Below are 21,950 nucleotides of genomic sequence, written 5' to 3' on the forward strand. Positions count from 1 at the left end.
AATGCCTATTCTAAACGAAAACAACTTAAGTTTTGTTTTTAGGAGAGCCCGTGCCACAAAACATACAAGTTGAGTTGGATTTTTTACAAGATTTGCTCTTAGAGATTTTGCAAGAGTTTAGTCCCAAAAGCTCGGGCTATTTCATCGCTCTAAAGGCGTTATTTAAAAGCCACGCCAGCCTAGAAAACCTTGCCAAAGAATTGCAAGCCACGATCGAATCGGACCAAATCTTAGAAGTGATTAAAGCCTTCTCGCTCTATCATATTTTGGCAAATCTTGTAGAAGAACGCCACAAAAACAAACAACCCCTTGCAATCGGGCTTGCCAAAGCAAGGCATGACTTGCGTCAAGCCGGTTTTAGCCCCCAAAGCTTAAGCGATAAGCTCGAAACCTTGCGCTTTTACCCCGTTTTCACCGCCCACCCCACGCAGTCCATGCGCCGCACCTTCCTAGAAGCCATCCAAGAAATGTTTAGCGACCTTGCGACCATTTTTGACCACCCTTGCGACCCCATCGCCATGAAAAAAGCTAAAGAACGGCTGGGTTACCGCCTGCGTTTGTTGTATAAAAGCCACCTCGTGCGCCAAGAAAAACTAGAAGTGCTCTTTGAGCTAGACAATTTGCTGTATATCCTAGAAAATTCCTTTTTGCCTAGCTGTTTGGATTTATGCCAGCAAATCCAAACCGAGTTTCAAGAATCGCTCGCCCACGCTCCCATCACTTTGGGGAGCTGGATCGGCGGAGATCGCGATGGCAACCCAATGGTCACCAACGACTTGTTGCGCCAAGTGGTGTGTATCCAACACCAGTTTGCCATAGACCTATACCTCAAAGAATTAGACAAATTGCGCCGCGAGTTGTCTATCTCTGTGGACTTTTGCCCCATCTCTGTTGCCCTAAAAGCCGATTTGAAAGAGTTTTATGACAAGCTCGACCCCACCAGCGCAAGGCTGCACCCCAAAGAGCCCTTTAGGGCGAAGTTGCTTTTAATGCAGGCCAAATTAAAAAACCGCCTCATCGCCCTCAACTCCCCCACCCCCATTGACTTTAGCTACCAACACGCCGATGAACTTGTCGCCGACATTGATTTGCTCTTAGAGAATTTAGAGCCCAGCTTACAGGCTTCTATGCTGCGCTTTAAAAATTTGGTTCTGCTTGTGGGCTTTCATTTACTCAGCCTTGATTTTAGAGAACACCAAGCGGTGTTTGTCAATGCCCTAAGCGAAGTCTTTTCGCTCTTATCCATCGCCACCGACTTTTACGCCCTACCCGAAGAACAAAAAATAGAAGTGCTCAACCACGCCCTAAGCCTAGAGCCCATCTCTTTTTGGGCACTGCTGCCTAAGATCAGCCCCGAGTGCAAACGCTTGCTAGAAGGCTTTTTAACCATGCTGTGGGCGCAACACAAAATCGCCAAACAAGCCTTCTCTAGCGTGATTGTGTCTATGACGACACAGGCAAGCGATTTATTAGCTGTGCTGTGGCTTGTCAAGCAAGTGGGGCTGGAAAAAGACCTTTACATCACGCCCCTCTTTGAAACCATAGAAGACCTAAACCACGCCCCCACGATTTTAAAAGCCCTGCACGCTAACTGCCACTACCAAGCCTATTTACAGGGCATGCAAAACACCCAAGAAATCATGGTGGGCTACTCGGATTCGAGCAAGGATGGGGGGATTTTCGCCAGCAATTACAACCTACACATGGCGATTTGCCAGCTAGTCGCTTTGGGCAAGGAGCTAGGCATGGAGTTTATCTTATTCCACGGACGGGGAGGGAGTGTGAGCCGTGGGGGGGGGAGCTTAGAAGATGCTTTGTTAAACGCTCCCCTTTTTAGCGCACAAAGGGTGTTGAAACTCACCGAACAGGGCGAAACCATCAGCACAAGGTATTTAAACAACACCAGTGCTCTAAACAACCTTTCTAATATCATGGGGGCACTCTTAAAAAAATCCCTTTACGATGAAAAAGGGGTGTCTAAAAACCCCATCAGCCCAAATACCCAAGAGCTCATGCAAAAACTCTCGCAAATTTCTTACACCGCTTACCGCCAGCTCTACACCATGCATGGCTTTTTAGACTATTTCAAACAAGCCACGCCGATCGCCTTTATCCAAGAACTCAATCTAGGCTCACGCCCCGCCAAACGCAAGGAAAGCACACAATTAGAAGACTTGAGGGCGATCCCGTGGGTCTTTGCTTGGACGCAAAATAGAAGCATTTTGCCGGCGTGGTTTGGGGTGGGCAGTGCGCTTAAAAGCGTGGATTTAGCTGACTTGCAAGAATGCTATCTTGAGGGCGGGTTTTTTAAGGTGGTGATCGACAACATCGCCCAAGTACTCTTAAAGGTAGATTTAGACATCGCCAAGCAATACCACGCCTTTGCCAGCGGTGTGCCAAATGCCCAGCACATTTGGGCGCAAATTGAAGGCGAGTTTCACACAAGCCTAGAGCGCATTTTACAAATCCGCCAAGAGGGTGCGCTCTTAGAAAAAGACAATCTCGTGAGGCAGGGGATTTTGTTTAGAACCCCCTACACCAATGCCCTAAATTGCTTGCAAATTGAGCTCATTAAAGTCTTTAAACACAACCCTAGCGAGCAGATCAAACTAGCGGTGCAAAGCACACTCATCGGCATCGCCCAAGGCTTGCGTAACACGGGCTAGGGGTTTTTATGTTTTGGCTTTTGTGGCTTGTGGGCGTGGTGTGCCTGCAAGCTTTAACCATACAAACGATCCAAGACTTGCCATTAAAACAAAAGAGTGGGCACTTTAGTGGCTATGTCTTTTACAAAAACGCCGCCCACCAGCAACTCGTTGTGCAAGGGCACTACCAACTAAGGGGCAACCAGCTCAGCCTACAAGCCCTAGAGCTTCAAAAATTACCCCCAAAGCCTAAAAAGGGCGTACCCACAAAAGACAAGTCCACAACCACGCCCCTAAGGGATCTAAAAGCCACGCAAGATTTGGGGGCGATCTTGCCCGCTAAAATCAACAAAGGCGCACACATTTACTTTAAAGACCCCGACCCTAAAAAAATGGCGCAAATGTTAGGGCTGTCCTACCAAGACTATCTCCGCTTTTCGCCCCAAGAGAGAACCACCTTTTTAAACCCCACCGCCCCACAAAGCACGCGTTTACAACCAAGAGAAGAGAGAGAAGAAAACCCCCAAGATAGAGAGAGCAAAACACACTCAAGAGGTCGTACCTACACACCCAAAACCTACAGCACCAATACACGCTCCAAACGCACGAGCAGTACAAGAACAGGAAGTATAAGAAGCACAGGTACAAGAAGAAGTTTTAGAAGTGATGCAAGTTTAAGGGCTAGAAACACGAGCGCAAGAAGCAGTAGAAGTACCACTCCTAGCCCTACTGACACGAATGCCACAAGGGAAAGAAGCACAAGAAGCTCCACAAGTTCAAGGCGCACCACAAGCACCACACGGGGTATACGCACAACACGCAGGGCAAGTGCAAGAAGTGTAAGTGCTAGCACACGCAGCACAAGAGGCCACATCAGCACACAAAAGGAGAGCCAAAACCAAAACTTTAACCAATATTATAACCAAGCCCAAAACACACAGCCCCAACACTACAACCCCAGCCCAAACCAAAGTTATAACCCCCCAAACCAAAGTTACACTTCAGGCACAAGCGCGCCCACTTACAACCCAAGCCCCACCTACAGCCCAAGTTACATGCCCCTGCCCCTAAATTATCCACAAACCAGCACCACCACGCCAAGCACGCCAAGCCGCCAAACCCCAAATACCCCCACCACGCCCCAAGCCACACAACCCACGCCAAGCACTCTGACAGAAATCCCCAAAGAACCCTCCAAACCCCTAGAAAAAGAACCCCCTAAAAAACCCGAAACCCCAGAAGCCCTAGAAAAACCTAAAGAACCCATAGAGCCCCAAGACACCAAGAAAGAATCCCAAGAAAAGCCCAAAATAGAAAGTAAAAAGTTAGAACCCAACCCCAAAGCCATGCTGGAAGTGCAAACACACTTAGGGATGGGGGGTGCCCAGGAGGAGGCTTGTGGGGTTTGGAGCTATGATGATGCAAAATTGCAGGCCAAACGCCCCAGTGTCATGCGCGCTTTGGATAAAGCCAGCGGGCAACTTTTAGACATCAGCCCTTGCGATTTTAGGGCAGATAGTGCTAGTGGCAAGGGGGAGGGGATCACGCTAAACTATGTAGAATTGCCCCCTGAAGTTGAAGTGCTAGGACCAACCACGAGCATGCACACTTTTATTTTAAGCAAGGCAAATTACAGCGAAAAGTTGTGTTACAAGGCAAAGACCCGCCAGTGTTTACACATTGAGCCAAACACTGCCACAGAGTGGACCAGCACTTACTCCACCACCACCACAAGGACAACTAGGACCTACCAACGCCCCCCACAAGTGGGGCAAACCACTCCCACAGAATACAGCACCACCACCGATGAGGTGAAAGCCCAGAGAAAAACCGACATCAAAAAGAACGACTTGCACTTAAGCCCTAAGTTTTTAGAGTTTGTAGAAGTGTATGAAAAAAAGTATTTGGATAGCCAAGTGGCGCACTCTAAAGAATATTTAGCATGGCAAGATAAATATGTCCGCCCCAAGCAGGGTACTTGCCAAGAATACCAAGTGGAAGAGTTGATTAAGAATAAAAAGGTGCGCCCGAGCATCCACAACACCAGAATCATTTGCGTCAAAAGTGGGGATTACTTACTAGAAGAAGATAAATAAGAAGTTAATTGAACTCAATTTTTTAGAAAATCTTAAGTTTATTAGACTATAATGCGCCCGTTTTATTAAAAAAGTTTAATTTTTATTACTAGTTCTGCCCACAGTTGAACTAAGAGCCTTCAAATTCTGTGTAATTTATGTTCAGCCTTATGAAATTTAGAGCAAGGAGTTTTTGCATCATGCATAAAAGATTACTATCGGCTTTAATAGCCTCTTTGGCGTGCCAAGCGGCTTTAATGGCTAAGGACAAAACCTACACCCTAGGCAAGGTCTCTACAGCCGGACAAAGAGGTAAAACCGATTACTCAGGGCATGTCAATCTAGGCTACAGCGGAATCACGGCTCCTAAAAGTTGGCAAGATGAAGAAGTGAAAAAATACACCGGTAGCCGCACGGTGATCTCTAACAAACAACTCACCCAGAGTGCCAACCAAAGCATTGAGGAGGCCTTGCAAAATGTCCCGGGCATGCAGGTGAGAAACACCACTGGCGTGGGGGCGATGCCTAGCATCCAAATCCGTGGCTTTGGGGCCGGAGGCTCAGGGCACAGCGATGCCACTTTAATGTTGGTGAATGGGATTCCCGTCTATATGGCGCCTTACTCACACATCGAGCTAGACATCTTCCCCGTTACCTTCCAATCCATCGATCGCATCGATGTGATCAAGGGCGGGGGGAGTGTGCAGTATGGCCCCAACACCTATGGCGGGATCGTGAACATTATCACCAAGCCCATCCCCAAGCATTGGGAGAGTCAAGTGGCTGAGAGAACCACTTTTTGGGCTAAGGCGAGGAATGCTGGCTTTGCTGCCCCTCCTGGCAAAACCGGCAATCCCTCTTTCCTCAGCTCTTTGGGCAATGACATTCTTTACAATACCTATGTGAGGAGTGGGGGGATGATCAACAAGCACTTTGGCGTACAGGCGCAGGCTAACTGGGTAGATGGGCAGGGCTTTAGGGACAATAGCCCCACCAATATCCAAAACTATTGGCTGGATGGAGTCTATGACATCAACGAGAACAACGGCATCAAAGCCTACTACCAGTACTATGATTTTAAGATTGCCCAGCCCGGGAGCCTAAGCGCAGAGCAGTACCAAGAAAACCGCTTCATGAACGGACGCCCTTACAACTCCAAAGGGGGGCGTTCCCAGCGCTTTGGCATTGTGTATGAAAACCGCTTTGGCGACTTAGAAAGAGTGGGCGGGACATTTAGTTTCACCTACTATGGGCAGTTCATGACTAGGGATTTTCAGGTGAGCTCTAGCTACAACAGCGCGAACATGGTCACTTGTTACAGCGCAGCAAGCTGTGCAGCCCAGGGACTTAGTGGCTATAACCTAGCCGTGCCCTACTATGCCACAAACTACAATGGCTGGGGAGAGGTGGAAAACCCTGTGCGTTCCATCAACAACGCCTTTGAACCCAAGGTCAATTTAGTTGTCAACACTGGTAAGGTTAAGCAGACTTTCATCACTGGTTTGCGTTTCATGACCACCACCTTTTTGCAACGCCAATACATGAACACCAATGATTGTCCAACTATAAAAAGCGGAGAGGGGGCGGGCTTTTTGTGTGACGGAGCCAATGTCATGAGCGGCTGGGAACCCCACATCAAGCATGGGCTATACAAAAACTGGAACGATTGGCGCAACAATTACACCGCCGTGTATTTGAGCGATCGCATCGAGACTTGGAATGGGCGCTTTTTTGTGGTGCCTGGTCTACGCTATGCTTTGGTGCAGTATCAAAATGAAAATGCAGCTAATTGGGCCACCATTCCGCAAGCTGTCTTGAAAAAAATTGCCCACATGAACAACTGGATGCCCTCGACCAATATTGGTTTTATCCCGGTGCAGGGCGATCACACACTGCTCACCTACTTTAACTACCAACGCTCCTATGTGCCGCCCCAATTAGATGTCTTGAGCTATGGTGGAGCAGAGTACTTTACCCAGCACTTTGATGAGGTAGAGGCAGGCGCGCGCTATACCTATAAAAGCAACTTTAGTTTTAACGCCGACTATTTCCGCATTTGGGCTCGCGATTTTGCCACAGGGCAATATTCTATTTACACCAGCGGGCCTATGAAGGGCAATGTGCGCCCCGTCAATGGCTACTCACAAGGTGTGGAGCTGGAAATGTATTACCGCCCCATTAAGGGCTTGCAACTGCATGCTGCCTTTAACTACATTGACACGCGCGTTACAAGCCATGGACCTTTAACAGACTTAAATGGCGATGTGTTGCCCGGGACAAGCTATAACAAGCACTTCCCCTTTGTGAGCCCTTATCAGTTCATCTTGGATGCGCGCTACACTTACCGCAAAACCACCTTTGGTTTGTCTAGCTACTTTTATAGCCGGGCTTATAGTGGCATTAGCAACAGCGCGGCAGGGGGCTATTATGGCACGCAGTACTACAGCGGTGGCGCTAACTTTGAGAGTGTGTTAAACAGCGGTTATCAATGTGCAGCCTGGTGTATGACCCAACATGAGGGGATGTTGCCTTGGTATTGGGTGTGGAATATCCAAGTGAGCCAAGTCTTTTGGGAGAGCGGACGGCATAAAATTGTGGGGAGTTTACAGGTCAACAATATCTTTAACATGAAGTATTTCTTCACGGGGATTGGCTCTAGCCCTGCAGGCTTACAACCCGGCCCCGGGCGCTCTGTTACAGCGTATTTGAGCTACACTTTTTAGAATTTTGGAGGGGATTAGGATATTTAGGCTATAATGGGGCCTAAATTTCATCAGCAAAGGCTATCCATGTTGCGATCTCTTTATAGCGCCACTACCGGAATGTTAGGCCAACAAACCCACATTGACACCACTTCTAACAACATTGCCAATGTCAACACCGTGGGCTTTAAACGCCAAAGAGCGGACTTCAACGACCTTTTTTACCAAGCTTTGCAATACGCCGGCACTTCCACCTCGGATACCACAAAATCGCCCAATGGGATCGAAGTGGGGCTGGGGGTACGCACTTCTAGCGTGACCAAGATGTTTTCTCAAGGCAGCCCTAAAGAGACTGAAAATAATTTAGACTTAGCCATCACGGGCAAGGGCTTTTTTCAGATCCAAATGCCTGATGGCTCGACAGCCTATACCCGCGCGGGCAACTTTAAAATTGACGATCAGGGCAATATGGTGACGACTGAGGGCTACCCTCTCATTCCCCAAATCACTTTCCCCCAAGACACCACCCAAATTAGCATTGGCGTAGATGGCACAGTGAGCGTAACTCAGGGCAATGCCAGCACTTCTAATGTGATCGGGCAGATCACTTTAGCTAATTTTATCAACCCCGCCGGCTTGCACGCCTTAGGCGATAATTTACTCGCCGTAACCTCCGCCAGCGGCCCGGCGATTGTGGGCAATCCTAATGGAGATGGTTATGGGCAATTGCGTCAAGGCTTCTTGGAGTTGAGCAATGTGCGCTTGGTTGAGGAGATGACCGACTTGATCACCGCCCAAAGGGCATATGAGGCCAACTCTAAGACGATCCAAACCGCAGATAACATGTTGCAGACGGTCAATAGCCTAAAACGCTAGAGTTTTGAAAGGGAGGGTTGTTTTTTTGGTTTTATGTTTTTATTCCTCTGTGTTAGAGCGCGGGGGCTGTTTGATTTTGTGTGGTTTTTATGTTTTATGTTTTTGGATTTTTGCTCCTCTGTTGCCTTCAAGCCGCTGCAAGCCCTTTATATCCCTCTTTGCTAGATGTCCCCACACCTTTAGTTCCCTATAAAAAACAATACATTAACCTGCTCTCTGAAAACGATGCCTATGTTTATCCGGCCGATCGCTACTACAGCGCAGGAAATCGTATCAGCTACACGAGTAAAGAATATAATTTTTGGGGTGCGGCTTATGCACACTCTTGGATGGCCTGGAGTCGTTATTTAACCTTGATGATCCACTCCCCTAAAATGACTCGTTTTAATGTGAGCATGACTCAGACCATGTACACGCCACACTTAAATAGCCATACTAGCGAAGCGATCGTTGTGGGCGATCACCTCTATGCGGGTTGGTTAAGAGCTAGTCTTGCCCTCTTCCAACGCGCCCCGCATGCCCTCGAGAGAATCTTGATTTCTCTAGGCACAGTGGGGCCCAATTCGATGGCCGGACAAACCCAAAATTGGTTGCATGGGCTATGGGGTGATAAAACCTTTCAAGGTTGGCATAACCAATTGCGCGATGAATTCATCTTCCAATTCAATTACCAGTGGCTGTATCAAGTCTATATCCTCAAAACGCGTTTTTTTAGCATGGATATTCTGCCCGCTGTGGACATTGCCCTGGGCAATGCCATCACCCATGTACGCCTCGGTTCGCTTCTTAGATTTGGGTATAACCTAGACACAGATTTTGGACCGAATAAAATTGGATCTCTTTTTAGCGGAGGGCAACCTTTTAGCAACCGCTTTTCTTTTTACTTTTTCATAGGGGCTAGCGGGAGTTACCAACCTATCGATATTTTTATCCAGGGCAATAGCCCTCAAACTAGAGGGATCACCCATCTACCCGATGCACTCTATGCTGTAGAGGGTGGGTTTGCTCTGCTTTATCGAGGATTTCGTCTGTCCTTCATTGCCACCAACTTGAGCAAGGGATTTGAGGAGCAACCCTTAAGCCACAATATCGGTACTGTTGAACTTGATATCGCCTTTTAAAAGAGGGATGCTTGATCAAACTCCAAATCACACCACGCCCAATACTCTCTTAGCTAAACTAGCGGGATCGATCTGTAAAGATCGCTCCACGAGGGCAATGTTGCCATGTGTGGGGTACAAGTCGGCGATTTCAAAACTTTCCACATACAACCCGCCTACAAACTCTAACAACGCGCTCCCCACACCTCCCATCAAATACGAATCGCTAAAGACATAGATTTTAGAGTATCTAGGCAAAATCTCCTTCAATGCGCCATCTAGGGGCTTTAAAAAACATAAATCGAGCAAAGCCACTTTGAGCCCCTGAGCCTCTACGAGTTTTAAGGTTTCATACGCCCGCCCCACCCCATTGCCATAGCCCACAAATAAAATATCCCCTTCTGGCTTTAGAAACGCGCACTGCCCCCACACATAGGGCTTGGATTCAAAGACCCCCTCTTCTAGCAAAAACGCTCCCCGTGGGTAGCGGAAAGCACATGGCCCTGCTGTGTGTTCTTTAGCAAAGTGTATCGCCTGTTGCAAAGTGGCGTTGTCCCTTGGGGCTAGTAGGGTCATGTTAGGGATAGGGCGCAAATAGGCAATGTCTAGCAGGCCTTGGTGGGTTTCGCCATCTTCACCCACAATTCCGGCACGATCGATGGCAAATTTTACGGGTAAAGACATGATCCCTACATCGTGCACGATCTGATCAAACGCCCTTTGTAAAAAGGTGGAGTAAATGCTCACAAAGGGTTTAAAGCCCTCTTTGGCTAAAGCTGCCATAGAAGTTACGGCGTGTTGCTCAGCAATGCCGACATCCCAAAACCTCTCAGGGTAGCTGTCTATGAGTTTGCCAAGCCCTGTGCCCCCGGGCATAGCCGCCGTAACCCCCACGATTTTATCATCAAGGCTTGCTAGCTCAAAAAGGGTCTTTGAGTATATTTGTGTGGGGTTAGCAATTTTGGGCGCACTTTTAAGGCTTTGCCCCGTTTTTAAATCAAAGGGCCCCACGCCATGCCATTTTTCATACTTCCCCTCTGCCATCTTATAGCCCTTGCCCTTCGTGGTTTGGGCATGGATGATTAGGGGGGTTTTGGTGTCTTTGGCCAATTTTAAGGCTTGGGTGATCGCCTCTAAATCGTGCCCGTCAATGGGCCCCATATAGCTGATGCCCAGCTCTTCAAAGAAAATCCCCGGGGTGATGAGCTTTAAGGACTCTTCAAAGCGGTTGGCTAGATAATTCACCCCCTCGGGCATAGACTTTAAAACGCTCTTGATTTTGTCCCTAAAGGATTGGTAAAGGGGGCGTGCCATGAGTTGCGATAAAGCGTTGCTGATCGCGCCTATGGGTTTGGCGATGCTCATCTCATTGTCATTGAGCAAGATCACCAGGGGGTATTTGCGATCGCCTAATTCATCTAGGGCCTCATAGGCTAGCCCTGCGCTAAGACTGCCATCACCAATCATTGCAACGGGTACTTCACTCTTGCCCTTTAAAGCGTAAGCCTTAGCCACACCCACCCCTACAGATAAAGCCGTGGAGCTGTGTCCGGCGATGAAGTAATCATAGGGCGACTCACTGGGACGCACAAACCCGCTAAGCCCGTCCATTTGGCGCAAGGTATCAAAGGCTTCAAAGCGTCCCGTTAAGAGTTTATGGGCATAAGCTTGGTGGCTGGTGTCAAAGATGAAGGTGTGTTTATCCTTGTCAAACACGCTGTGCAAACCCACAATGAGTTCAATCGCCCCGAGTGAGGAACTTAAGTGCCCTCCGTGTGCGCTCACCACTTCTAAAATCCGCCCTCTAAGCTGGGCGCACACTTGCTCTAAATGGGGCAAATCTCGCTGATAAACTTCTAGGTCCATGCTTTGTATTTATGCCTTTAAATTGTCTAACACGCTCTCTTTCAAATTCTTATAGCGTGTCATTAAATTACCATCGATGTTGCCCTGTGAGCTGGTGATCAAAACCCCGCCCTTGGCGATCGCATCGCTGGGTTCTAGCTTGATTTTGGGTAGGTCTTTAAGATTTTGGGAGAGATAGGGGTAGTCTAAAGTGTTGACCTTCACACAAATGTCGGTCGCGTCCATGATGTTCTTTAAGAGCTCTTTGGCTAAGGCCAGTGCGACCTCTTGGCTCTTTTCCTCCACTTCTTTAACGATCACCTCTTTGGCGATCTCTACGGCGATGGCGCTGAGTTCCTTTTCTAGGGCTTCTAGGTGGCTTTGGGATTGTTGCATTTTTTGGTCAATAGCAGTGAGCGATTGCAGGAGGTGAGTCTTTTCTTCGTCAATGCTTGCGCTTAAGTCCTCTTTGGCCTTTTGCTCGCCCTCCTTAAAGCCTATTTTATAATTGTCCTCTCTGGTTTGTTGTAAGAGATTTTGGTTTTCCTCTTGGCTCTTTTCAAACTGCATTTGGAGTTTGGCAAGCTGGCCTGAGAGTTCATCGGTTTTTTTGAGTAGGCACTCAATGAGATCGTTTTCTAGCTGGATGGAGCGCTCGAGATGTGCGTCCTCTTGGGGGGGCTCGGGCTGCTCTTTTTTGGGCTTTTTCTCCTCGGGCTCTTCAGCGGCGATTTCAGCGAAAGATTTAAAGGTGTAGCGCTTGATTGTGTGCTTGTCAAGGTCCTCTTTGGGGATTAAATTCTCATCGCTAAAGTTATTCAACGATATCTTCCTCTCCGCCCATTTGGATCACACCTTTTTCGGCGAGCGATTGGACAATCTCGATGATTTTGCGCTGTGCGGACTCCACATCTTTGATTTTCACCGCGCCCAAATAGGCCATTTCCTCAATGAATTGGTCGCTCGCACGGCTACTCATGTTGCTTAAAAACTTCGTTTTTAGCTCTTCTGTGGAAGTCTTGAGCGCCAAAGTGAGGTCTTTTTTATCCGCAATTTTAAGGATTTCACGGATGGCGAAATTGTCAAGGGTGCTGATGTCTTCAAAGGTGAACATCATCTCTTTAATGTCATTAGCTAGTTTGGCATCGATGTTTTCGATGCGTGCCAAAGTGGTTTTGGCCGCTTTTTGGCCTAAGCGGTTAAAGATTTCGGCCACCGCGCGCGTACCACCCACTTCGACTTTATAGCTAGTGAGGGCCTCTAATTTATTCTCTAAGACCGTAGAAACCCGTTTCACCACTTGGGGCGAAATGTCGCCTAAACTTGCCATTCTAATGCTCACCTCAGCTTTCATGTCATCGGGGAAAAAGCTCAAAGTTTCGGCAGCATTGGCCGATTCCATGTGCGCTAAAATCAGGGCGATGGTTTGGGGGTGTTCGTTGATGATGAAGTCGGCAAGTTGCTGGGGTTTGATGCGCCCCAAGTAAGAAAAGTTTTTCTGGGTTTGCAAACTGCGACTCAGTTTCTCCAAAATGATCTTGGCTTGCTCGGGACCTAGAGCCTTGATTAAAATCTCTCTGGCGTACTCTAAACCGCCACTATTAATGTACTGGTTGGATTGCAAAATGGCAAAAAACTCTTCTAGAACCGCCGCCCCGATGGCCTTGTCTGTGCCATTGAGCTGCACGATTTGCTTGCTGATCTCGGTGATCGAATCCACATCCAAATGGCGTAAAATCCCCGCTGTCGCCTCCTCGCCCACTTGAATCAACAAAATAGCGATCTTTTCAGACATGGTGAATTCATCTAGTTGCGTTTTCTGTCTAGGGGTTAGTTTAGCCATTAGTTGCCTTTGGTGTTGGTGATTGCGACCTCATCCTTAATCAAAAGTTTAAACAAAGACGCAATCTCCTCGGGTTTCTCTTTAAGGGAGTTGCTCACCCTTTCAAGCATAATATCATACTTGACATCCTCTTCATTAAAGCTCGCGCTAAGCCCCAATTGATCCTCCACTTTTTTGCGTATTTCTCCAAAACGGTCAATCTCTTCATCATCCTCTTCATCCATAGCAAAGAGAGATTGTACCTTTTCTTCCTCATCCGGGTGAATCTCAAGCATGCGTTGGCTGAAGGGCGTGATGACCTTTTTGTAAAAGACAAACAACACCAATCCCACAATGAGGTATTTGAGCAAGGATGAGAAGGGTCCTAGTATTTTCTCTGTAGTGGCCACAACCTTCTCATATGCACTCATGGGCACATATTTGGCAGATTTGCCATTAAACTCAAAATTGCTGACCGTCACCGCATCGCCTCTAGCTTTGTTGTAGCCGATCGCTTGTTTGACTAAAGCGTCGATCTTTTCCATTTCATCGGTGCTTAGGGCAACATATTCAATACTCTCTCTGCCATTTTTATCCACTTTTTGGTATTTACCATCCACCACTACAGCGGCATTTAGGCGGGTTAGAACCCCAAATTCTCCCTTGATCTCGCTCACGGTTTTGCCCACTTCGTAGTTTGTGGTGTTTGTGGATTTCTCGTATTTCTCTCTTTCTGCGCCATTCAAGCCTTGCACGGGCCCGATATTGCTCACCACCCCGGGCACCCCGCCCACTTGCTTTTTAGGCAAGCCCTCCTTTTTTTCCTCCATCGTTTGCTCGCTGCGCACGACATTGTTGGGGTCAAAGGTTTCTTTAGTGCTTTTCTTTTGGCTAAAGTCAAATTCCGCACTCACCTTAGCCACGACCTTATCGTGCCCGCCCACAATGGGGGCTAAAATATTGGCGATTTTATTTTCTAGGATGTTTTCAAAGTTTTGTTTGTAGTGCAGCTGGGCTTGGGCGAGTTCTCTCGTGGTGTCTAGTTCATCGTCTTCACCCAAAGGTTCGCCATTTTCATTGACCAACTTGACATTTTCCACCGTGAGCTTGGGCACAGAGGCGGCGATTAAATTTTTAATGCCTAGAATCTGTTTAGGCAACAAGCGCATGTTGGGCTTGATTTTAAGCATCACCGAAGCCGTGGGGGGAATCTCACGGCTCACAAACACGCTGTCTTTGGGGATAGCGATGTGGACATCGGCTTTTTCAATCGGTACAAGACTCTCAATGGTGCGGCTAAGCTCTCCTTCAATGGCGCGGATGTATTTGATGTTCTGATCAAAGTCTGTCGCCCCAAAATCCCTCACATCAAAGATTTCATAGCCCACTTTGCTGGTTTTAGGAATGCCTTGAGAGGCAAGAGTGATGCGTTCCTCATAGACCTTGTCTTTTGGGATTAAAATGGTGTCGTCTTTGGGGATTTTATAGGGGATGTGCTTTTGTTGCAAGTGTTGCAAGATCAGTGCATTGTCGCTGGCATCCATGCCCTCAAAGAGGACCCCATACCCGCTCAAATCCTCCCGATCTTTAGTGGGGTAGACCAATAAAAAGACCAAAAAGGCGACAATCAAGGAAACCGCCACCACAATCGTGATTTTCTGTGCCTTATTGAGTCTCGAGAAAAGGCGGATGATTTGTTGTAATAAACCCTTAAAATCCACGGATTGTCCTAAAAGCCATTAATGTTTTAAATACCCTACATAAAATCCCATAGAACAACACACAAAACCCATGCCCATGCAAAAACCCCCTAAAACATCTGTAGGATAATGCACCCCTAAATAAACCCGATCGTACATCATTAAAAAAATCCAAAAGAACAAAAGGGCAAACCCGCCCACTTTTGCGCCTACGCTTGCTCTAGAAAAGCACAACAAGAGAGCCAACAAGCCGTAAAAAAGCGCAGCAGCTAGGGCGTGTCCGCTAGGAAAGCTAAAGCCATGCGCCAAATACAGCTCCCCATTAGTCGCCGGGCGAGGGCGTTTGATAACATGTTTTAAGGTTTTAAGCGCAATCTCGCCCACAAGGACACTAGAGAAAAACCAAACCCCAAAGGTGGTGCGTTTTTTAAACACCCACCAAAGACCGATGAGTAAAGCGATGGGTGTGGTGAGTCCAGATTGGGCAAACCAAGTGCTAAAGAGCACAAAGTTAAGCCAAGCCCCTTGGGTTGGGGCAGGGCTACGGACAAGGTCAATAAAAAACACATCCACACTTTGCACCCACTCTTGTTTTTGGACGACTCCAACAGCGCCTAAGCCCAACAACGCAAAGAAAATGGCCCCAAAAATCCACAACAGCTTAACCGCCAAACCCCGCTGATTTCCCACACCCATTAACCTTTCATAGGGAGTTGCCATGCACGACCTCCATACCCTGATAACAAAGGGCAATGATAACCAAAAATTGATTAAAAAATAGCCATAAACCTAAGCCATTTACTTGATATTTGCTCTAAAGCAAATGGATTTTTATGTATAATACAGAGATTAAATGCAAAGGAGTTATTTATGCCAACCCTTCCATCTTTAGACCACACAACTCCCCAAGATGAAAGCCGTAGAGAGTTTTTAAAATCTGCCGCCCTTGCCTCAGCGATGGGCAGCGCCGGGTTGCTCACCCCCACCGCCTTGCAAGCTAAAGCCGAGCGTGCCCAAGAAGATTGGAAATGGGACAAAGCCGTGTGCCGCTTTTGCGGTACGGGCTGTGGGATCATGGTCGCCACCAAGGACGATAAAATTGTCGCCACAAAGGGGGACCCATTAGCTCCGGTCAATCGTGGCTTGAACTGCATTAAAGGTTACTTCAACGCCAAAATTATGTATGGGGCTGATCGCCTCGTAGAACCTCTTTTAAGAGTTAATGACAAAGGTGAGTTTGACAAAAAGGGTAAGTTCCAACAAGTGTCTTGGAAACGCGCCTTTGATGAAATGGAAAAGCAGTTTAAAAAATACTATAAAGAAATGGGACCTACGGGGGTAGGGGTTTTTGGGAGCGGGCAATACACGATCCCAGAGGGTTACGCGGCGCTCAAGCTCATGAAAGCCGGCTTTAGGGGCAACAACATTGACCCCAACGCCCGCCACTGCATGGCAAGTGCGGCTGCCGGGTTTATGCAAACCTTTGGGATTGATGAGCCCAGTGGGTGCTATGATGACATCGAAGCCACGGACACCATCATCACTTGGGGGGCAAACATGGCCGAAATGCACCCCATTTTATGGTCTAGGGTGAGCGATCGCAAGCTCAACAGCCCCGATAAGGTCAAGGTCATCAACCTCACGACTTTTTCTAACCGCACTTCCAGTGTGGCAGATATAGAGATCATCTTCACGCCCAACACCGACCTAGCCATTTGGAACTACATCGCAAGGGAGATTGTCTATAACCACCCCGAAGCGATCGACCAAAAATTCTTAGATGAACACATCGTGTTTGCCACCGGATACGCCGACATCGGCTATGGCATGCGCTCTGATCCCAACCACCACGGCTTTAAAGCGAGCGAAAAGGACACCGTCGCCAAACAAAACGCCATCACCCTAGATGAAGATGAGGCGATTGCCCTCAAACACTTAGGTGTGAAAGCCGGCGAGGTGTTTAAAATGGAGCACCAAAAACAAGCGGGCAAACACTGGCAAATCACCTTTGCGCAGTTTAAAGAAGCCCTAGAGCCCTACACCCTAGACTATGTCGCCAGAGTGGCTAAGGGCGATAGGAACGAGTCGATCGAGAGCTTTAAGCATAAATTGCAACACCTTGCCAAACTCTACATTGAGAAAGATCGCAAGGTGGTGAGCTTTTGGACGATGGGCTTTAACCAACACACAAGGGGTTCATGGGTGAATGAGCAGGCTTATATGGTGCATTTCTTGCTAGGCAAGCAGGCTAAGCCGGGCTGTGGGGCGTTTTCACTCACCGGCCAGCCCAGTGCATGCGGCACGTCTAGAGAGGTGGGGACATTTAGCCACCGCTTGCCCGCAGATATGGTCGTGAACAACCCCGAGCATGTCAAAATCGCCGAAAAACTTTGGCACTTGCCTAAGGGCACGATCAACCCCAAGCCCGGCTACCCTTTCTTGACAATGATGCGCGCCTTAGAGGATGGCAAGGTGAAGTTTATTTGGGTGCAGGTGAATAACCCTTGGCAAAACACCGCGAATGCCAACCACTGGATCAAGGCGGCTAGAGAAATGGACAATTTCATCGTGGTGAGTGATTGTTATCCGGGGATCAGTGCAAAAGTGGCGGATTTGATCTTGCCCACGGCGATGATTTATGAAAAATGGGGGGCGTATGGCAATGCCGAGCGGCGCACACAACACTGGAAACAACAAGTTACACCCGTGGGCTCAGCCATGAGCGACACTTGGCAGATTTTAGAGTTTGCCAAACGCTTTAAACTCAAAGAAGTTTGGGGCGAGCATAAAATCGATGACAAACTCACCTTGCCCAATGTCTTGGCTGAGGCGCGTAAAATGGGCTACAAGGACAACGACACGCTCTACCATGTGCTCTTTGACAACCGCTTTAGCCGTAAGTTTTTAGCCAATGATCCCATCGGTAGGGGTGCGCCCAACTCCGAAGTCTTTGGCGACAAACGCCATGTGATCGGCAGTGATGGCAAGCCTTTTAAAGGTTATGGCTTCTTCATCCAAAAATACTTGTGGGAAGAGTACCGCAAATTCGGCAGAGGGCATGGGCACGATTTGGCTTATTTTGACGACTACCACAGAGCAAGGGGGCTAAGATGGCCGGTGGTCAATGGCAAAGAAACCCTTTGGCGCTTCAACACCAAGTACGACCCTTACGCCAAAAAAGCCGCCCCCAATGGGGATTTTGCCTTCTATGGTAAGGCGGGTAAAAAGCTGGTGAGCGGAGACTTAAAAGGGCCACAAGGCACAGAGGCCAAGAGCCTAGCCAATAAGGCTAAGATTTTCTTTAGACCTTTTATGAAAGCCCCTGAGCGCCCCAGCGAAGAATACCCCTTTTGGCTGGCTACGGGGCGGGTTTTAGAGCATTGGCACAGCGGTACGATGACCATGCGTGTGCCTGAGCTCTTTAGAGCCGTGCCCGAGGCTTTGTGCTACATGCACGAGGAAGATGGCAAAAAGCTAGGACTCGATCAAGGCGATGCCGTGTGGATCGAGTCGCGCCGGGGGGCTGTGAAAGCTAGGGTGGATATGCGCGGGCGCAACAAACCCCCCGCAGGTTTGGTTTATGTGCCTTGGTTTGATGAAAATGTCTTCATCAACAAGGTTTGTTTGGATGCGACCTGCCCCATTTCTAAACAAACGGATTATAAAAAATGCGCGGTGAAGATCACCAAAGCTTGAGGAGGCTTTTGTTGAGAAAGTCTAATGGGTGTCGTGGCGGGTAAAAAATAGAGGTGGCAAAAATCCCCGGCTAGCGCATAGGCGCGTATTGAGCTTAGCAGAGCGCAGGGAGTTTTACCAAAAGGCGGTTGTGGCGGCGAACAAAAACGCCGCAAACAAGACAATGGAGGTGTTTGAAGACCACATGGAAACCACACACAAGCAAAATCAGGGCTAGGGCGGCTAGGATGACGCACACGCAATTTAACGCCACAGGACTACGCCTAGATGGCAAGTTCCCCTATACGGATTAAAGGTTTTGATGCAAAGACGGGCGTTTTTACAAACAGCCCTTAAGGGGGCTTTGCTGTGTGGCAGCGGGGGGGCGTTTTTGGCCGCCATGCTCAAAGCCAAGCACGGCAAGGATTCGTATGCGCTAAGACCCCCGGGGGCAGAGGATGGGGCACGCTTTTTAAGCCTATGTATCCGCTGTGGTCTATGCGTGAAAGATTGCCCCTACAACACCCTAAAACTCGCCACCCTGCTAGACTACGCTAGAGTCGGCACGCCCTTTTTTGAAGCCCGCAAAGTCCCCTGTTATCTTTGCCCAGACATCCCTTGTATCAAAGCTTGCCCCACAGATGCGCTAGACAAGAAGCACTTAGAAAAAAATCAAGGTGTGGATTCGCTTAAAATGGGCGTGGCGGTGGTCGATCCCATCTCTTGCGTGGCGTTTTGGGGGATTCGTTGCGATGTGTGTTATCGGGTTTGCCCTCTGATAGACAGGGCCATTAAACTAGAGACCAAGCACAACGAGCGCACGGGCAAACACGCCTATATGTTGCCTGTGGTCCAAAACGATGTGTGTGTGGGTTGTGGGTTGTGTGAGCGGGCATGCATCACCAAAGAGCCTGCCATTCGGGTTTTGCCCGTGGCGTTTGTGAGCGGGGAGGTGGGTAACCATTATGTCAAGGGATGGGACGCTAAAGATCAAGAACGGGTAAAAAATGCCAAGCCCAACACCCTAAATCCCAGGACAGACAATCCCCTAGACTATCTTAACAAGGGGCTTTGATGCGTTATTTGGTGCTAAGACGGCTTGCGCAATGTGGCGTTTTAGCCTTGTTTGCCGCCAACACCTTTGTACTCAAGGGCAATTTGAGCGCGTCCAAGTTGTTCAACACGATCCCCTTAAGCGACCCCTTCGCAGCTCTGCAGGTGTTTTTAGCCGGCATGCACATAGAAATCACCGCTCTTTTGGGGGCGGTCTTGGTGGCGTGCGTTTATGGCTTGTTTTTGGGGCGGGCGTTTTGTGCGTGGGTGTGTCCGGTGAATATGATTGTGGATTTTGCGGCGTGGGTGCGGCGCAAGTTGGGCTTTAAGGGCGTACATTTGGGCTTGCCTAGAAATTTACGCTACATTCTTTTAGTCTTGAGCTTAATTTTATCCTTTGTGCTCGCCACACCGGCTTTTGAGAGCGTGTCCTTCATCGGGGTCGTGCAAAGGGGGATCATTTTAGGCACGGCTTCGTGGCTCATTGTGGCGCTCTTGCTCTTTTGCGTGGACGCCTTCTTGGGCGATAAAATCATTTGCTCAAAACTCTGCCCTTTGGGGGCATTTTATGCACTCGTCAGCCGTTATGCGCTCTTAAAGGTCAAACATGATGCAATGCGTTGCACCAAGTGCGACCTGTGCTTTGAAATTTGCCCCGAGCGGCAGGTGCTGTGGATGGTGGGGCTTAAGAGCGTGTCGGTCAATTCTGGGGAATGCACCCGTTGCGGGCGGTGTATTGAGGTTTGCGCAGACGATGCGCTGGAATTTAGCATTTTAGACTTAAAAGGGAGTTTTAAGAAAAAGGTTCTACACTAGGTCTTTTATCCTCTCGTAGCCCATCGGAGAATAAAGGCCATGCTTACACTTTTTGCTATCCTCATCATCGCTTCTTTGATCGCCCTGCTTTTGACCGATAAGCTCTCACCTATGGTTGCTTTAACCCTCGTGCCTTTAGGTGGATTGTTTGGCTTTTGGCTCACTTCTGCCCTATTTTTTCAGCCCGTTGTGCCTAAGAATTACGCCTATATGCTGAGCCACTCCAGTGAAAAGCACTTTTTAAAGCACCTGGCTAAAAACAATGGTTTTGACAAACCCGATGGGCATCTGCGCCACGCCTTTAGCAAAGCGGGCAATGTCGCCCTAGGCTTTCAACCCAAAATGAAGGACTACCCCCCACTTTCTAAAGCACAGGTGGAAAAATTCTACTTGGCGGGCGTGGCTGCCCTTTATCCTAATGCCAAGCACATTCAAGAGAACTTAGCCCCGCTCTTTGCCAAGCACAACGCCTTTTACACCTTTAAAGACCATATGCAAGAGTTGGTGCGCTACTTCAAGCAGGGCATTGCTAAGGTGGCGCACATCGCGATCATGTTTGTCTTTGCGATTTTATTCTTTGGGGTTTTAAACGATGTGGGGGTGTTTAACCCGCTCATCAATGCGCTGATTAAACTCAGTCAGGGCAGTGTGGTGGCGGTGTGCGTGGGGACTTGTTTGGTTGCGATGATCGCCCATTTAGATGGCTCGGGGGCAAGTACCTTTTTAGTGGTGATCCCCCCACTTTTGCCCATTTACAAGCGCCTAAACATGAACCCCTATTTGCTCCTACTGCTCGTGGCAGCCAGTGCGGGCGTGGCAAATATGCTCCCTTGGGGCGGGCCCTTAGGGCGCATTGCCAGTGTACTCGGCACTGATGTGAGCGCACTCTACACCCCCTTGATCAAGGTGCAGTTGCTTGGCTTTGCGTGTATTTTGCTCATGGCGCTGTTTCTAGGCTTTAAAGAAAAGCGGCGCATTGTGAAGGCGGGGCTAGAAATGCAGGGGGATTTGAGCGTGCAGACCTTAGATCACCCCCGCTTTTTTTGGATCAATGTTATAACCGCCCTAATCGCGCTAGGCTCGGTGATGTTTAAAATTCTACCTCCTGAATTTTGCTTTCTCTTAGCGTTGTGTGCCGTGCTTTTGATCAATTACGCCAACCCTCAAGAGCGCATGGCAAAGGTGAAGGAATACGCCCCTGAAGCCATCTCTATGGCAGTGATCTTGCTCGCCGCCGGGGTGTATATTGGGATTTTAAGTGGCTCCGGCATGCTCGTGGATTTGGCACAACATCTGAGCCTCTTCTTGCCTGACTTTGCCACCAAACATTTACACATCATCACGGGGATTTTTGGCGCGCCTTTTGAGCTGTTACTAGACACCAACGGCTATTACTTCACGCTCTTTCCCATCGTTGCACACATCACCGCCCCCTATGGCGTGAGTGGGGAAGCGACAGGCTATGCGATGCTCATTGGCTCAATTGTGGGGACCTTTGTTTCCCCATTTGCGCCCGCCTTGTGGTTAGGTTTAGGGCTAGCTAAACTTTCTATGGGGCGACACATCGCTTACAGCTTCTTCTGGCTCTGGGGGCTGTCTTTGGTGGTGCTCGCCCTTGCCAAACTCTTGGGGTTGTTTTAG

General features: G+C 48.6%; 15 protein-coding genes. 10 read left to right on the plus strand and 5 right to left on the minus strand.

Annotated features, from left to right (window positions below):
• Window positions 1-50 precede the first annotated feature (50 nt).
• The 5 genes from K6J72_RS03125 (at window position 51) to K6J72_RS03145 (ending at window position 9,419) form a co-directional block, all read left to right on the plus strand.
• Window positions 51-2,666 (plus strand): phosphoenolpyruvate carboxylase, encoded by a 2,616-nt coding sequence (locus K6J72_RS03125; RefSeq protein WP_221280592.1) that lies wholly within the window; start codon window positions 51-53, stop codon window positions 2,664-2,666.
• An 8-nt stretch (window positions 2,667-2,674) separates the two neighbouring features.
• Window positions 2,675-4,741, plus strand: a complete 2,067-nt coding sequence (locus K6J72_RS03130; RefSeq protein WP_221280594.1) for a hypothetical protein — start codon at window positions 2,675-2,677, stop codon at window positions 4,739-4,741.
• A 179-nt stretch (window positions 4,742-4,920) separates the two neighbouring features.
• Window positions 4,921-7,443, plus strand: coding sequence for a TonB-dependent receptor family protein (locus tag K6J72_RS03135; protein WP_221280595.1), 2,523 nt, complete (start codon window positions 4,921-4,923; stop codon window positions 7,441-7,443).
• Window positions 7,444-7,509: 66 nt separating this feature from the next.
• Window positions 7,510-8,298 (plus strand): flagellar basal-body rod protein FlgG, encoded by a 789-nt coding sequence (gene flgG / locus K6J72_RS03140; protein ID WP_221280596.1) that lies wholly within the window; start codon window positions 7,510-7,512, stop codon window positions 8,296-8,298.
• A 158-nt stretch (window positions 8,299-8,456) separates the two neighbouring features.
• Complete coding sequence (locus K6J72_RS03145; protein WP_347709323.1) at window positions 8,457-9,419, plus strand: lipid A deacylase LpxR family protein; 963 nt, start codon at window positions 8,457-8,459, stop codon at window positions 9,417-9,419.
• Between the two features lie 27 nt (window positions 9,420-9,446).
• Here the strand turns inward: K6J72_RS03145 and dxs are convergent, their stop codons facing one another.
• From dxs to K6J72_RS03170, 5 genes are read right to left on the minus strand one after another with little or no spacing between them, the layout of a single operon-like run.
• The gene (dxs, locus tag K6J72_RS03150; RefSeq protein WP_430886747.1) at window positions 9,447-11,273 is read right to left on the minus strand and encodes a 1-deoxy-D-xylulose-5-phosphate synthase; all 1,827 of its coding nucleotides are present in this window, start codon (window positions 11,271-11,273) and stop codon (window positions 9,447-9,449) included.
• The gene (gene fliH / locus K6J72_RS03155) at window positions 11,274-12,071 is read right to left on the minus strand and encodes a flagellar assembly protein FliH (RefSeq protein WP_221281084.1); all 798 of its coding nucleotides are present in this window, start codon (window positions 12,069-12,071) and stop codon (window positions 11,274-11,276) included.
• The gene (fliG, locus tag K6J72_RS03160) at window positions 12,058-13,086 is read right to left on the minus strand and encodes a flagellar motor switch protein FliG (protein WP_221280599.1); all 1,029 of its coding nucleotides are present in this window, start codon (window positions 13,084-13,086) and stop codon (window positions 12,058-12,060) included. Before fliG ends, fliH begins: the two co-directional genes overlap by 14 nt.
• A complete protein-coding gene (gene fliF / locus K6J72_RS03165; protein ID WP_221280600.1) occupies window positions 13,086-14,786 on the minus strand; it encodes a flagellar basal-body MS-ring/collar protein FliF in 1,701 nt (566 codons plus the stop codon). Before fliF ends, fliG begins: the two co-directional genes overlap by 1 nt.
• A gap of 18 nt (window positions 14,787-14,804) precedes the next feature.
• A complete protein-coding gene (locus K6J72_RS03170) occupies window positions 14,805-15,485 on the minus strand; it encodes a phosphatase PAP2 family protein (protein ID WP_221280601.1) in 681 nt (226 codons plus the stop codon).
• A 150-nt stretch (window positions 15,486-15,635) separates the two neighbouring features.
• Between K6J72_RS03170 and napA the strand changes: the two genes are divergently transcribed.
• The 5 genes from napA to K6J72_RS03190 all read left to right on the plus strand — a co-directional run bounded on the left by napA (window position 15,636) and on the right by K6J72_RS03190 (window position 21,950).
• On the plus strand, window positions 15,636-18,461 hold the full coding sequence (napA, locus tag K6J72_RS03175) for a periplasmic nitrate reductase subunit alpha (protein WP_221280604.1): 2,826 nt from the start codon (window positions 15,636-15,638) through the stop codon (window positions 18,459-18,461).
• Between the two features lie 88 nt (window positions 18,462-18,549).
• Window positions 18,550-18,678 carry a hypothetical protein gene (locus K6J72_RS08305; protein ID WP_260320657.1) on the plus strand — a complete coding sequence of 43 codons (129 nt, stop codon included), beginning with the start codon at window positions 18,550-18,552 and terminating at the stop codon, window positions 18,676-18,678.
• Window positions 18,679-18,759: 81 nt separating this feature from the next.
• A complete protein-coding gene (napG, locus tag K6J72_RS03180; RefSeq protein WP_260320658.1) occupies window positions 18,760-19,515 on the plus strand; it encodes a ferredoxin-type protein NapG in 756 nt (251 codons plus the stop codon).
• Complete coding sequence (gene napH, locus K6J72_RS03185) at window positions 19,515-20,309, plus strand: quinol dehydrogenase ferredoxin subunit NapH (RefSeq protein ID WP_221280608.1); 795 nt, start codon at window positions 19,515-19,517, stop codon at window positions 20,307-20,309. Before napG ends, napH begins: the two co-directional genes overlap by 1 nt.
• Window positions 20,310-20,348: 39 nt before the next feature.
• The gene (locus K6J72_RS03190; RefSeq protein WP_260320659.1) at window positions 20,349-21,950 is read left to right on the plus strand and encodes a CitMHS family transporter; all 1,602 of its coding nucleotides are present in this window, start codon (window positions 20,349-20,351) and stop codon (window positions 21,948-21,950) included.

The sequence above is a fragment of the Helicobacter sp. NHP19-003 genome (genome assembly GCF_019703305.1).
Lineage (GTDB): Bacteria > Campylobacterota > Campylobacteria > Campylobacterales > Helicobacteraceae > Helicobacter > Helicobacter gastrocanis.

Bases quoted from the DNA above. Each gene is read 5' to 3' on its own strand.
- napH (WP_221280608.1), top strand. From the start codon at position 19,515: ATGCGTTATTTGGTGCTAAGACGGCTTGCGCAATGTGGCGTTTTAGCC.
- K6J72_RS03135 (WP_221280595.1), top strand. From the start codon at position 4,921: ATGCATAAAAGATTACTATCGGCTTTAATAGCCTCTTTGGCGTGCCAA.
- flgG (WP_221280596.1), top strand. From the start codon at position 7,510: ATGTTGCGATCTCTTTATAGCGCCACTACCGGAATGTTAGGCCAACAA.
- K6J72_RS03170 (WP_221280601.1), bottom strand. From the start codon at position 15,485: ATGGCAACTCCCTATGAAAGGTTAATGGGTGTGGGAAATCAGCGGGGT.
- napA (WP_221280604.1), top strand. From the start codon at position 15,636: ATGCCAACCCTTCCATCTTTAGACCACACAACTCCCCAAGATGAAAGC.
- K6J72_RS03190 (WP_260320659.1), top strand. From the start codon at position 20,349: ATGCTTACACTTTTTGCTATCCTCATCATCGCTTCTTTGATCGCCCTG.
- fliG (WP_221280599.1), bottom strand. From the start codon at position 13,086: ATGGCTAAACTAACCCCTAGACAGAAAACGCAACTAGATGAATTCACC.
- K6J72_RS03130 (WP_221280594.1), top strand. From the start codon at position 2,675: ATGTTTTGGCTTTTGTGGCTTGTGGGCGTGGTGTGCCTGCAAGCTTTA.